Source organism: Paenibacillus sp. FSL H3-0469 (assembly GCF_038051945.1).
GTDB lineage: Bacteria > Bacillota > Bacilli > Paenibacillales > Paenibacillaceae > Paenibacillus_AQ.
The window spans coordinates 2,271,249-2,284,893 of the sequence record NZ_CP150302.1 but is presented as its reverse complement, the minus strand read 5'-3'; the positions used below and the strand labels follow the sequence as shown (position 1 = coordinate 2,284,893).

8 protein-coding genes are annotated in these 13,645 nt (G+C 55.1%); 7 read left to right on the top strand and 1 reads right to left on the bottom strand.

All coding sequences use genetic code 11. The annotated features are described in order from the left end of the window. Positions 1-4: 4 nt before the first annotated feature. The 7 genes from NSS83_RS09960 to NSS83_RS09930 all read left to right on the top strand — a co-directional run bounded on the left by NSS83_RS09960 (position 5) and on the right by NSS83_RS09930 (position 12,634). Positions 5-916, top strand: coding sequence for a carbohydrate ABC transporter permease (locus tag NSS83_RS09960; protein WP_340993834.1), 912 nt, complete (start codon positions 5-7; stop codon positions 914-916). A 71-nt stretch (positions 917-987) separates the two neighbouring features. Beyond that, positions 988-2,568, top strand: a complete 1,581-nt coding sequence (locus NSS83_RS09955) for an ABC transporter substrate-binding protein (protein WP_341184594.1) — start codon at positions 988-990, stop codon at positions 2,566-2,568. 83 nt (positions 2,569-2,651) lie between these two features. Continuing rightward, on the top strand, positions 2,652-3,755 hold the full coding sequence (locus NSS83_RS09950; protein ID WP_341184595.1) for a glycoside hydrolase family 88 protein: 1,104 nt from the start codon (positions 2,652-2,654) through the stop codon (positions 3,753-3,755). A 40-nt stretch (positions 3,756-3,795) separates the two neighbouring features. Then, a complete protein-coding gene (locus NSS83_RS09945) occupies positions 3,796-5,949 on the top strand; it encodes a GH92 family glycosyl hydrolase (protein ID WP_341348154.1) in 2,154 nt (717 codons plus the stop codon). A gap of 406 nt (positions 5,950-6,355) precedes the next feature. After that, on the top strand, positions 6,356-8,644 hold the full coding sequence (locus NSS83_RS09940; protein WP_341348153.1) for a polysaccharide lyase 8 family protein: 2,289 nt from the start codon (positions 6,356-6,358) through the stop codon (positions 8,642-8,644). An 84-nt stretch (positions 8,645-8,728) separates the two neighbouring features. Beyond that, entirely contained in the window at positions 8,729-9,769 is a 1,041-nt protein-coding gene (locus NSS83_RS09935; protein WP_341184598.1) for a leucine-rich repeat domain-containing protein, read from the top strand. 81 nt (positions 9,770-9,850) lie between these two features. Continuing rightward, entirely contained in the window at positions 9,851-12,634 is a 2,784-nt protein-coding gene (locus tag NSS83_RS09930; protein ID WP_341184599.1) for a polysaccharide lyase family 8 super-sandwich domain-containing protein, read from the top strand. A gap of 61 nt (positions 12,635-12,695) precedes the next feature. Here NSS83_RS09930 and NSS83_RS09925 read toward each other — a convergent pair whose 3' ends face one another. Next, positions 12,696-13,547, bottom strand: a complete 852-nt coding sequence (locus tag NSS83_RS09925) for an aldo/keto reductase (protein ID WP_341348152.1) — start codon at positions 13,545-13,547, stop codon at positions 12,696-12,698. Positions 13,548-13,645: the final 98 nt, after the last annotated feature.

Sequence of the window (13,645 nt, the reverse complement as noted above, 5' to 3'; positions counted from 1 at the left end):
CCTCATGAACAGCAACTCCAGTTATTCCCCCGGCGGCAATTCGGCCGTTTCCAACGTACTTCTAAACCTGGCCTTCGTCATTCTCTCCCTTCTGTGCTTTCTGCCTGTTCTGCTTGTGATCATTGTCTCCTTCACAGACGGACAGTCGATTCTGACGCAGGGGTACAGCTTCCTTCCGGAGAAGTGGTCGTTCATTGCTTATGAGATGATTTTTAAGGATTGGGTGACGATTGTGTCGGGCTACCGCGTGAGCTTCACCATAACGGTGATCGGCACAGCACTTAGTGTGCTGCTCATGGCCTTGTATGCCTATCCCATTTCCCGGGCAGATTATCCGTTCCGTAACGTGTTTACGTTCTTCCTGTTCTTCACCATGCTGTTCAACGGCGGGATGGTCAGCAGGTATCTGATTTATACCCAGGCGCTGCATATCAAGGATACCTATATGGCCTTGATTCTGCCGATGCTGATCGTGCCGTTCAACGTCATTATTATGCGGACCTTCTTCCAGACCACCATTCATCCGGCGGTGATTGAATCGGCGCGGATTGACGGTGCGGGTGAGCTGAGAATCTTCCTGCGGATTGTGCTGCCGCTCTCGCTGCCGGTGCTGGCGACCATGGCCTTGTTCAGTACGATCGGCTACTGGAATGACTGGTTTAATGCGCTCCTGTACATCACCAGCGAGGACAAATATCCGCTGCAATATCTGATGATGCGTGTCCTGAACGATGTGCAGTATCTGCGCAGCAATGTGGAGCTGGCCGCCCAGAATCCGGGCATGATGAAGAATCTTCCGAATGAATCGCTGCAGATGGCGATGGCGGTGATCGGGATGGGGCCGATTCTGGTGGCGTATCCGTTCTTTCAGAAGTATTTTGTCAAGGGACTGACGGTAGGGGCAGTGAAGGGTTAAGCGTGGTGGAACCGGCAATCAGCATTGTCTGCTGCCGTTCTATATAAGCATGATCATACAGGAGGGTTCATATGAAAAAGTTAAAAAGAGCCAGATCACTGGTTCCTGCAACGGTTCTGGTTCTTGCACTGGCCCTGCAGGGATGCTCCGGCGGCAATAACGGGGGGGCTGCCAAGCCGGAGGCTTCCAGCGGAGCAGCAGCTACGAACAGTGCAAGCAGCGCGGAGCCTGCCGGCGGGACAGCATCACTGAAGCCTTACGAGGTGTCCATTATCTACTTCGGTGCGCCGCAGCGGGATGATGCGGTGGTTGAAGCCAAGCTCAGCGAGTATTTCAAAGAGAAGTTCAATGCTACGGTCGATCTTCAGCCCATCGCCTCCAGCGAATACAAGCAGAAGACCGAGCTGATGCTGAACGCCGGGGAGCCGATGGATCTGGTGTTTACCGCGTCCTGGCTGAATTTCTTCGGCAATGTAGCCAAGGGCGCCTTCCTGGATCTGGATGATCTGCTGGCCAAGTATGGGCAGGGCATCACAGAGAACCTGAATCCGATCTATCTGGAGGCCCCGCGCTACAAAGGCAAATTGTACGGCATTCCGACCAACAAAGAGATTACCCAGGGCAAGGCCTACACGTACCGTAAGGATATCGTCGACAAGTATAATATCCCGGTTGAGGACATCAAAACGATGTCAGACTTCGAACCCTGGTTCAAGCTGCTGAAGGAGAAGGAGCCGGAGCTGATTCTGGACTTCATCAAGGAATCGGGCGAAGGCATGATGTATGAGACCCGCTCGAACTTCCGCGCCATCGGACCGACACCGAACAAGATTCCATTGTTCTTATACGATTATACGAATACGGATAACATCCAGATTAAGTCAGTGATTGATCCCGAGATTTCCGCGATTGCCAAAGCGGAGTATGAGCTGAACCGGAGTTATTACGAGAAGGGCTACATCAACAGTGATGCTGCAACTACAACCACTGAGATCGGGGACTTGCGCAAGCAGGGCAAGATCTGGATGCAGCAGGCGGTCTGGAAGCCGGGCGCGGATATTGAGCTGAAAATCGCCTCGGACAATAAATATGATTTCGTGTCCAAGGTGATTGAAGAGCCTATCGTGACCACGGATCTGGCGGCCGGATCGATGTTCTCCATCTCCCGCACCTCCAAGGACCCGGAGCGGGCCATGATGGTCCTGAATGCACTGCATACAGATCCTTATGCTGTGAACCTGTTCGTTAACGGTATCGAAGGCACCCATTACAAGAAGGTCGGCGAGAACCGGATTGAGCCGATTGCCGATTCCGGGTATGGCAGTACGGCGCTCTTCTGGGTCATCGGCAACCAGTTGCTTAATTATCTCAAGCCGGGCCAGCCCGATGATCTGTATACAAGCTGGAAGACATTCAATGATGAAGCGAAGCGCTCTCCGCTGTTAGGCTTCGTGTTCGATGAAACGCCGGTGAAGAATGAGATTACCCAGCTTACCTCGGTCATTGGCGAATACCGGGCGGCCAGCACGGGGGCGATTCCTGACCCGGCCAAGATGCTGGAGGAACGTAACGAGAAGTTAAAGAAGGCTGGGATCGAGAAGGTCAAGACTGAATTGCAGGCGCAGATTGATGCCTGGAAGGCAGCACAATAGTTGACGGTAGAGGAGGGCAGGAGGTCTGTTCGATGAAGACGTCCTGTCTTCTTACTGTACAAAAGAAACGGAGAGAATTGACAATGGAGACTTGGATTAACGAGGCCTGGGACTATGCCCAGAGCAAATTGAGCTGTACCCGGGGGAGAATCGGTGCTACCTTCCCGAATGCCTCCTACGGCGGGAAATATGATGCGCGTGACCTGGACTGCTGGACCAACGGATTCTGGCCGGGAATCCTCTGGCTGGCTTACCGGGCCACAGGCGATGAGGAATACCGGAGCATTGCCGAGCGCTGCGAGGAGCAGCTGGATGTACCGCTTCAGGAGTATGAACAGCTCCACCACGATAACGGCTTCCTCTGGAGCCCGTCGGCAGTGGCTGATTATAAGCTGACCGGGGGCCGGCTGTCCCGCAGAAGAGGGCTGATCGCGGCCAGCCATTTAGCCAGCCGGTTCAACCTGAAGGGCAATTTCATCCGGGCCTGGCTGCATGAAGGCAGTGAAGGCTTGGCGATTATCGATTGCATGATGAATCTGGGCTTGCTCTACTGGGCCAGCGAAGAGCTGCAGGACCCTCGTTACCGGCACATTGCTGTCGCCCATTCGGAGATGGCGCTGCGGGAATTCATCCGCGAGGACGGCTCGGTGCATCATATCGTCCGTTTCGATCCTGAGACGGGTGAGCGGATCGAGGCGCTGGGTGGACAAGGATATAGCCCGGATTCCGCCTGGTCGCGGGGATCGGCCTGGGCGATCTACGGGTTTGCAATCGGGTTCCGTTATACGGGGGACATTCGTTTCTTGAATGCTGCCAGAGCGGCAGCGGATTATTTCGCCGCACATTTGCCGGAGGATCTGGTGCCGCCGTGGGATTTCCGCGCCCCGGCAGATCAGCTATGGGCCAAGGACTCAACGGCGGCAGCCTGTGCAGCCAGCGGGATGCTGGAAATCGCCGGGCTGCTGGAAGGCGAAGCGTCCGCACACTACCGGCAGCTCGGAGCTGCCATCACGGAATCGCTGTTCCGCCATTATGCGCCGGTGGACCCGGCGGAGGAAGCATTGATTACCAAGGGCACGGGCAGCTTCCCAGCGAATGCGGAAGTGGAGATTCCGATCATCTACGGGGATTACTTCTTCCTGGAGGCGCTGCTGAAGCTGAAAGGAGAGCGGGAAATCTTTTGGTAATGCAAAGGATTTCAGTTCTGAAAGGGAGGTTCAGCATAGAGTGACAAGAAGAGTGGAATACGTAGATCCATTTATAGGCGTGGATGGGGAGAATAACTGCCTCTGCGGGCCTTATCTGCCGAACAGCATTGTCCGCCTGGGCCCGGATACCCTGCCGCCCCAGCTATCCCACGGCTACGACAGCTCGCGGCCGATTATCCGGTTCAGCCATACGCATGTCAGCGGGACCGGGGGCGGCGGGCGGTACGGCAATGTCGGCTTCACGCCGTATACAGGATTGCCCCGGTTCCATATTGACCCTTATACGAAGGAGGAGGAACATGCCGAAGCAGGCTATTACCGTGTGAAGCTGCTTCCGGTGGCTATCCGGGCTGAACTAACCAGCACGATGCGTACCGGAATCCACCGGTATACTTATCCGGCTGATGAACCGGCGGGACTGCTGATTGACGGCGGGGCGGTTATCCAGGTGGGCGGGGATGAGCCCGGGAAGACAACCGGACTTTCAACGGGCGGTTATATTGAGGTGTTGTCTGCCTATGAGCTTGCCGGCCGCTCCGATCTGCGCGGGGGCTGGGGGCATGAGTTCCCTTATTCCGTCTATTTCTATATCCGTTTCGACCAGCCGATACAGAATGTGCTGCTGAAGGACGCGGGCGGGGTACGCTCAGGCTTCTCTGTGGATGGGCCCCATTGCCAGGCTTCACTGAGCTTCGGAGCCTGCGGAACGCTGACGGCTAAGACAGGCATCTCTTATGTAAGTGTAGGCAAAGCCAGAGCCAGTGTGGACCGGGAAGCCTCTACCGGCTTCGATGATCTCCGTGAGGCAGCCGGAAGCATCTGGGAGGATAAGCTGAGCAGAGTCATGGTGGAAGGGGGAAGCCTGGAGCATACCCGGCTGTTCTACACCCTGATGACCCGCCTGTTTTGTATGCCCAGTGATCTGGGCGTAGACGATGAGAACTTCGCCTGGGAATCGGGGGTACGGCATTTTACCGATCTCTATGCGCTCTGGGACAGTGTCAGGAATGCCAACTCGCTGATTACTCTGCTTGATCCGCAGCTGGAAGCGGACATACTGAATTGTCTGCTGGACATTGCAGATCATACCGGCTGGCTGCCGGACGCCTGGATCATGGGGCATAGCGCGATGATTCAAGGCGGAAGCTCCGCCGATATTCTGTTCTGTGAAGCGGCGCTGAAGAAGCTGGAGGGGATTGACTATGCGAAGGCCCTGAAGCAGATGCGCAGGAATAATGAGGTGCAGTCCCCGGACACCTGGCTCTACGGCCGTCATCTGCAGGATTACCACTCCTTAGGCTACTTGTCCACGGATGTGAAGAAGAACTGTGTCTCCCGCCATATGGAATACGCTTATCAGGACTGGTGCATCGGCCGTCTGGCTGAGGAGTTTGGGCAGGAGGAGACCGCCGAAGAGTACTATGGCAGCTCGCAGAAACTGTGGAATCTGTGGCGGGAGGACCTGCGGTCCTTCGCGCCACGGCGGCCGGACGGGGAGTGGGTGAGTTCCTTTGACCCTGAATCCTGCCTGCCGGATTCCTGGAATGATCCGTACTTTTATGAGGGCACCGGTCTGCAATGGTCATTCAGCACGCATCATGACTTCCATGGACTGGTGGAGCGGCACGGGGGAGCGGAGGCCTTTGTCCGGCATTTGGATTATTTTTTTGACGGGGGCTTCTATAACTCCAAGGAAACAATGCTGCATATTCCTTATCTTTATATTTATGCAGGCAGGCCGGACCGGGCGGCGGACCGGGTGCGCGAATGTCTGGAGAAGTACTTCCGGGCTGAACGTGACGGGCTGGGCGATAACGAGGATATGGGCTGCCAGAGCGCCTTCTTCATCTGCTCGGCAATGGGACTCTATCCCTTGATGGGCCAGGACCTCTACTTCCTTGTACCACCGTTGTTCCAACGGACGACTCTGTTGCTGGGAGCGAAGGGGAATGAAGTGCCGCTGACGATTGAGGTTCAAGGCGAAGCTGACGGGTCCGGCAGCAGGTATATCCACTCTGCTGCTCTGAACGGGAAGACCCTGGACCGGGCCTGGGTCCGCCATGAAGAGATTGCGGGCGGCGGCACCCTTGTACTGGTGCTTAGTTCAGATGCCGGAGAGTGGGGCAAAAGGGTTCCGCCTTCGCCGCTGGCGGAGCGGGAGCAGCGCACATAGCACATAGATTGGACTAGTACAGTGTCAGATTTTAAAGGGTGAATAAACTTGTGAAACTCAGGGGTTCGTGTAATGAAACCCTATCATCCCCAAAAATCTAACGGACCGAAGAGACCTTATCCCGACGAGAACGCCACCTTTTGCAGCGGAACGGACTCAGTGGACCTTATCGTCTTTCTGCGAGACGCTTTGGAGCTGAATGACAGGGGATAAGGTCCTTGCGGTCCGCTAATCGCCCAAGTGACGACTTTCTTCCCGGATAAGAGCACCTCAGTCCGTTACGCCAAGCCAAACGCCACCCAAATGACAACCATCTATTTAAAAATATGTAATTTGAAGGGCAATTCTTTCTGTTCCACTATTTTAAATCGGATGCAGTACTAGCCGGTGCAAGGAGGTGGTTACCATGCGGAGCTTAGCCGGCAAATGGCAGCAATCGGTCGCCGGGTCTACGGTGTCGCCTGAGTCGCTGAAGCGGGTCCGCGATGCACAGAGGACAATGCTCTATCAGCAGGAGCTGCTCTGGGTAGATATTCCGTGGGCCGAGAATGCTGCGGATACGCTGATGATTATCAGCAGATTAAGAGAGATGGCTATCGCGCTGAAATCTCCCGGATGTCCCTGCTACAAGGATGGGGCATTACAGGATCAGATTACCTATGGTCTGGAATGGCTGTATACGCACAGATACAACGAGTCTTGCCCGCCATATGGAAACTGGTGGTTCTGGGAGATCGGTGTGCCGATTGCCCTGCTGGAGACGCTGCTGCTTATGGGGGAAGCGCTGGATGCCGCATGGGTTGGGCGTCTTCTGCTCCCCATAGACAAATATGTGGGAGATCCGGCGGTTCATGCCCGCTGGTTCGCGGCGGAGGCCCAGCCGTGTACCGGAGCGAATCTGGTCTGGAAAGTTACAGCGTCCGCTCTTGCTGCGGTGATCCGGCAAGACGGAGAGGGGCTGTCCGCCGCCCGCAATGCGCTGCTTCCCCTGTTCACCTATGCAAGTGAAGGGGATGGCTTTTATGAGGACGGCTCCTTCATCCAGCATGACAACTATGCGTATACGGGCGGGTACGGAGTATCACTGCTTCAGGACCTCATCCGTCTGATGGTATGGCTTCACGATGCCCCCTGGGCATTGCCTGCCGCAGCACAGGAGATGACAGCCCGGTGGATTGAGGAATCTTTCATGCCGCTGATGTTCAAGGGATCTATACCGGATATGGTGAGCGGCCGGGAAATTTCGCGGGAGGAGTCCCAGAACCATGAGAGCGGACATTCCGTCATCACCGCCTGCTTGCGCTTCTCGCGGATATTGGAGGAGCCGGAGCAGATCCGGCTATTCTCCAAAGCCAAAGGCTGGATCATGGCAGATACGTATAAACCTTATATCGCTGGAGCACCGCCCGATACAGCCGCTCAGGCCATAGCTTTGCTGGCTGATGAACGCATACCGACCGCCCCGGAGGAGACCTGCTGCAAGCTGTTTGCCCACATGGATCGGGCGGTGCTGCGGGGTCCGGGATTCCTCTACTCGATCAGCATGTTCTCCAGCCGGATGTACAGCTATGAATCTATTAATGACGAGAATCTGAAGGGCTGGTACACTTCGTATGGCATGACTCTTCTATATAATAGTGACCTCGGACAATATTCAGGCGGATACTGGCCGACGGTTGACCCCTACCGGCTGCCCGGAACTACGGTGACGAAGACTTTGCTGGAGGATGGAGCGGGAGCAGGCCGCTTAAGCAGCCGGGATTTCGTTGGCGGAGCGGTACTTCACAACAAGTATGGAGCCATTGCCATGGAACTGGAGGATGTAGTTCATGAATCCGGCGGACTGACCGGGCGGATCAGCTGGTTCTTGTTGGGAGACAGGATCGTATGCTTAGGCTCGGATATTCAGAGCCGCAGTCCGGCTGCGGTGGAGACGATCATAGAGAACCGGAAGTGCAGCCCGGACGGGGACGATGTGATTACAGCAGACGGAATGGAGATCTGCCGGACCGCCGGGCACACGGAGATACTTCAGCCTAAGTGGATGCATATGAGCGGGAGCACGGAGGGAGCGGGTATCGGGATCTTTTTTCCTCTAAAAAGCATGGTATATGCTCTGCGCGAACACCGCCAAGGGAGCTGGAAGGCAATAAATGCCGCAGGATCAGCTCAGCGCTTGGAACGGTCCTACCAGACGATCTGGTTCGATCACGGAGCAGCGCCGCAAGGCGCGCAGTATGCCTATGTGCTGCTGCCAGGGTACAGTATGGGGGCAACGGCAAGCTTGGCTGAGTCACCGAGCCTGCGGATTGTAGAATGCAGCAGTCAAGCCCATGCGGTTGAAGACTCGGAACGGGGAATCACAGCCGTGCATTTCTGGCAGACGGGATGGTATAGAAGCGGGGGAATTGCTTGCAGCAGTCAGGCTACTGTCATTATGCGCAAGCACCCGGCTGGCTGGAGCCTGGCGGTGGCCGATCCGACTCAGAAGCAGCGCCGTCCGGTGGAGATTGAGATCGAGATGGGCAATCGTATCGGAGCCAGAGCAGAGACCGGCAAGGGGGAACCCGTTCCCCGGGTTGTTAGCATGTCAGAGCGGATTATCGTGCAACAGGCTGAAGCGGGCAAGGTAAAACTGCGGTTCGACCCTGACGGTGCCGGGGGAGCTTCGTTCCATGCGGAGTTCGGGTGCTGAGCATTCCGGGCAATCTCTCTATGAAGTGAAGGGCTACGGCGGATATGGTAGAATAATCCCATCGATCTTAGAGGGGGAAGAACCATGCAGATTCAGATTACCGATGATTTCACAGATGAACGATTCAGGCAGTTTGTAAAAGACACCTTCTGTGGTGGCCGTGAAACGATTCTCAAAAGTGACATTGACACCGTGACCACACTGGAGCTTGCAGGCCATGAATGCTCAAGTCTTCAAGGAATCGGACATTTCACGGCGCTTCGGGAGCTGGATTGCAGCCGGAACAGCCTCCGTACGCTGGACCTCAGCCGGAACACCATGCTGGAGAAGCTGGAATGTCAGGAGAATATGTTATCCAGATTGGACTTAAGCAGCAATCCTCACCTCCAAGTACTGCATTGCAGTTATAACTCGCTGCATGAACTGAACCTTGAGCAGAATACAGCACTTCAGCAGCTCGATTGCAGCAGTAACTATATCATTACTCTGAATATCGCAGAGTGTACGGAGCTTGTGGAAATCCGCTGCAATCATAATCATTTAACCAGCTTGAATATCAGTAACCAACCGGCTCTAACAAGCCTGCGTTGCTTCAATAATCATCTTACGGGTCTGGACCTCAGCCACAATAAGCAGTTGACTAAGCTCTATTGCTCGGAGAACAAGCTGACGGCACTGGATACGAGCCATAATCCGCAGCTAGTGGAGCTGGATTACGCCAATAATCTTATCACCCAGCCCGATCATGAGGTGGAGGGTGTCGGAACCTTGCGATATGATAATACCTTCACATGCTATAGCGCAACTTTTTCCTATTCGGGCGATGAGCTTCCCGTGACCGTGGAGGTTAAGACCAAGACGGATGCGGAGCATTTGAACTCCCAGATTCAAAAGGTATGGGGGGAACTGGACAAGCTGCTTGACCGCGTATTGCAGCAGATTGCCGGGGCTCATCCGGATGAAGATGTGAATGAGCTGGAGCTGGCCGAGTTGAACTTCGCTGTTGACGGATCCTTCCGCATCGGCTACGATGCCGGAGATACGCCGGCGGGCCGGTTATGTATCTATGCAGCGTTTGACTCTGACAGGGAGCTGGACCCTGAGCTGATCTATGAAATGTATTAGGCAGGTATGCCGCAGGCCGCAGAGCGTGCGGCTTGTTCATCAGTACAATTGAAAGCGCTTAATTAAAAGGAGGGATACCGAATGAGGAGAATCCTGACCAAAGGCTGTCTCATAATTCTGGCATTGCTGTTGTCGGTCAGCGGGATTGGCGGAGCAGCGGAACGTGCCCGCGCTGCCGATGCGTTCGACGGGATGCGGGAGAACCGGAAAGTCCTGCTTACAGGGGGCAGCTCTCTGGATACTGCAGACCCTGATATTGCCGCAGCCCTAACCAAGCTGACGAATGAGGCGAACGGTTATTGGCAGACGATGAACACCGCAGCGGGACGCACCTCTCTGTGGAGCGATAATCCCGGGACCGGGAATTCCATTCATATCCGGGTGACTTATGAACGGCTGAAGACTATGGCGCTCGCCTACGCTACTTCCGGTACCTCTCTCTATGGAGACAGCCTGCTTGGAGGCGATATCGTGGCTGCACTCGATTATATGTACGCCACCAGATACCATGAGGGGGTAACGCCGGTAGCCAGCGGAACGAGTAACTGGTGGGATTGGCAAATCGGTATTCCTTTGCAGCTTAACGATATAACGGTGCTGGTGTATGATTCCTTAACCCCGGCACAAGTCACAGATTATATGACGGCCGTGGAACGCTTCTCGCCCGCTGTTACCCTGACCGGAGCTAACCGCACCTGGAAAGCGATGGTGGTAGGCGAACGGGGCATCCTGGTCAAAGATGCCACCAAGGTCGCCGCCGCCCGTGACGGGTTGTCCTCCGTCTTCAATTATACGCTCAGCGGGGACGGCTTTTACCGGGATGGTTCATTCCTTCAGCATAACAACATTCCCTACACCGGAGGTTATGGCATTGACTTGCTGCTGGCTGTCAGTGATCTGATGGGGATGCTTCATGGCTCGCCCTGGCAGGTGACCGATCCCAAGCAGTCCAATGTATGGGAATGGGTGTATAACGCTTATCAGCCGGTGATGTACAAGGGCGCAATTATGGACATGGTCCGCGGCAGAGAGATCTCCAGGCATTACAGCCAGGATCACGATGCGGGTCATCGGGTGATGCAGGGCATTTTGAGCTTATCCCGGTTTGCGCCGCCTGCGCAAGCAAGTGATTTTAAGCGGATGCTGAAGGGCTGGATTCTGTCGGATACCTTCAAGTCCTTTTACGAAGATGCCCCGGTTCCGGCTATTGTTCTCGCCAAAAGCATTACCAGTGACCCGGCGGTAGAGCCTGCGGCAGAGCTGATCGGCTACAAGCAGTTCGCGGCGATGGACCGGGCAGTCCAGCACCGGCCGGGCTATAGCTTCGGACTGGCGATGTATTCCAGCCGGATCGGCAGCTATGAAGCGATCAACAGCGAGAACGCCAAAGCCTGGTATACCTCCGCCGGAATGACCAGCTTATACAACAGTGATCTTGGTCAATACAGCGGAGATTACTGGCCGACCGTGGATAATTACCGTCTGCCGGGAACAACGATACTGTCACAGACCTCTTCCGGCAGTCATACCAGCACCAAACAGTGGACCGGCGGCACCGATATGCAGAATCTGTACGGCGTCTCCGGCATGGAGCTGAAGTACGGGGATCATGATCTTAACGCGAGAAAATCATGGTTCATGTTCGACGATGAAATCGTGGCACTTGGGGCAGGTATCAGCAGCTCGGACAATATCCCCGTGGAGACGATTGTCGAGAACCGGAAGCTGAATACGGCAGGCAGCAATACACTTACCGTCAATGGTACCGTGCAGCCTTCCGCCTTGGGCGGGTCAGGGACGCTGGACCAGGTAGAATGGGCTCATCTGTCCGGCAGCACGGCGGGTACGGATACCGGATATTATTTTCCGCAGACGGTCCCGCTTGCCATGAAGAGAGAGGCCAGAACCGGCAACTGGAAGCAGATCAACCCCCGGCCGGTCACGCCGTCCACTCCGGTTACCCGCAACTATATGACCTTTTGGCTGGATCATGGGGTGAATCCGCAGGGCGGAGAATATCAGTATGTACTGCTTCCGGGGAAGTCGGCTCCGCAAGTGGCTGCCTACGCTGCTGCTCCAGATATTGAAGTGCTGGCGCATACCTCCGGTGTGCAAGCGGTACGGGAGCGGGGGCTGGGCATCATCGGCGCGAACTTCTGGGAGGATGGCACAAGCTCAGCTGATCTGATTACCGTCAACAAGAAGGCGTCGGTCATGACCAGAGAAACAGGTGATACCCTGGAGCTGTCTCTCAGCGATCCGACACAGGCGGCTACCGGCGTGATCGAAGTGGAGCTGGACCGTTCAGCAAGCGGATATACGGCTGATTCAGGGATTACGGTTACTCAGTTAAGCCCGAAGATCCGTTTATCGGTAAATGTCAGCGCAGCCAAGGGCAAGACGTTCAAGGCTTCCTTCGAGCTGGACAGCGGTACGCCTCCGACTCTTCCAGGAGAAGAGATTATTGTGGACAATAACGACACCACCGGGGTGCTGAAGACCGGGAGCTGGAAGACAGCAGCGGTGCAGACCGACCGCTACGGGATCAATTATCTGCATGATGACAACAACGGCAAGGGAAGCAAAAGTGTAACTTTTACCCCCGACTTACCCGCTACGGCTACCTACAGTGTCTATATGATGTGGCCGCAGCACTTCAACCGGTCCACTGCAATTCCGCTGGAAGTCGCTCATACCGGAGGGACGGCAATACTGAATGTAGACCAGACTGCGAACGGCGGAATCTGGAATCTGATCGGTACCTATTCCTTCACGGCAGGTACCTCTGGAAGTGTAACCATCCGTAATAATGGAACGAGCGGGTATGTTGCCGCCGATGCGGTGAGATTTGTACGGAATCCATAATAGATAAAGAAGCCCATGCGATTATGCATGGGCCTTGTGCTGCTGAGATATGATGGAGCTTTTACAGCTCAACCCTCCAGTTACCCAGCCGCTTGGCGATTTCCGGGTCCCGGTGGGAGAAGAACAGGCTCTCGCCCGTATCGAGTGCAGCAATCTGAGCCATATCGTCTGCACTCAGCGCAAAATCAAAAATATCGAAGTTCTCGGCGATCCGCGCTGTACGCACGGACTTCGGAATCGCCACGATATCACGCTGGATCAGCCAGCGCAGCACAACCTGGGCGACGGATTTGTTATGCTTAGCAGCAATCCCTGATAACACTTCATTGCTGAACAAGTTGTTGCGTCCTTCAGCGAATGGTCCCCATGATTCAATCTGCACACCTTGTTCCTTCATAAAAGCAGCGTTATCCGTCTGCTGAAGGAACGGATGCGTCTCCACCTGATTGACGGCAGGCACAATCTCGTTATGGACGATGAGGTCCATCAGGCGGTCAGGCAGGAAGTTGCTGACCCCGATGGCTCTGATTTTGCTATCGTGATACAGCTCCTCCATAGCCCGCCAAGCTCCGTAATAGTCGCCGAACGGCTGGTGAATGAGATACAGATCTAAGTAGTCCAGCTGCAGCTTCTTCAGGGACTTGGCGAAGGCGAGCTTGGCACTTTCGTATCCGGCATCCTGAATCCATAGCTTGGTGGTGATGAACAGCTCTTCGCGGGGTACGCCGCTTCGCTTAATGGCACGGCCTACCGCCTCTTCATTCAGATAACCGGCAGCCGTATCGATCAGGCGATAGCCTGCGGTCAGTGCTTCATACACCGCATTCTCACATTCTTCAGCATCTGGAATCTGATAGACACCGAAGCCGAGCAGCGGCATTTTTACTCCATTGTTCAAGGTTACAGTTTGCATTGTTTTGTCCTCCTTAGGATGATTTGGTGATATGATGAGCCTAACGCCTTCGTGTTACACGAAGTCAAGCAGGGTTTAATTATTTTTCAGTATGGCAC

Bases quoted from the DNA above. Each gene is read 5' to 3' on its own strand.
- NSS83_RS09960 (WP_340993834.1), top strand. From the start codon at position 5: ATGAACAGCAACTCCAGTTATTCCCCCGGCGGCAATTCGGCCGTTTCC.
- NSS83_RS09935 (WP_341184598.1), top strand. From the start codon at position 8,729: ATGCAGATTCAGATTACCGATGATTTCACAGATGAACGATTCAGGCAG.
- NSS83_RS09950 (WP_341184595.1), top strand. From the start codon at position 2,652: ATGGAGACTTGGATTAACGAGGCCTGGGACTATGCCCAGAGCAAATTG.
- NSS83_RS09925 (WP_341348152.1), bottom strand. From the start codon at position 13,547: ATGCAAACTGTAACCTTGAACAATGGAGTAAAAATGCCGCTGCTCGGC.
- NSS83_RS09940 (WP_341348153.1), top strand. From the start codon at position 6,356: ATGCGGAGCTTAGCCGGCAAATGGCAGCAATCGGTCGCCGGGTCTACG.
- NSS83_RS09930 (WP_341184599.1), top strand. From the start codon at position 9,851: ATGAGGAGAATCCTGACCAAAGGCTGTCTCATAATTCTGGCATTGCTG.
- NSS83_RS09955 (WP_341184594.1), top strand. From the start codon at position 988: ATGAAAAAGTTAAAAAGAGCCAGATCACTGGTTCCTGCAACGGTTCTG.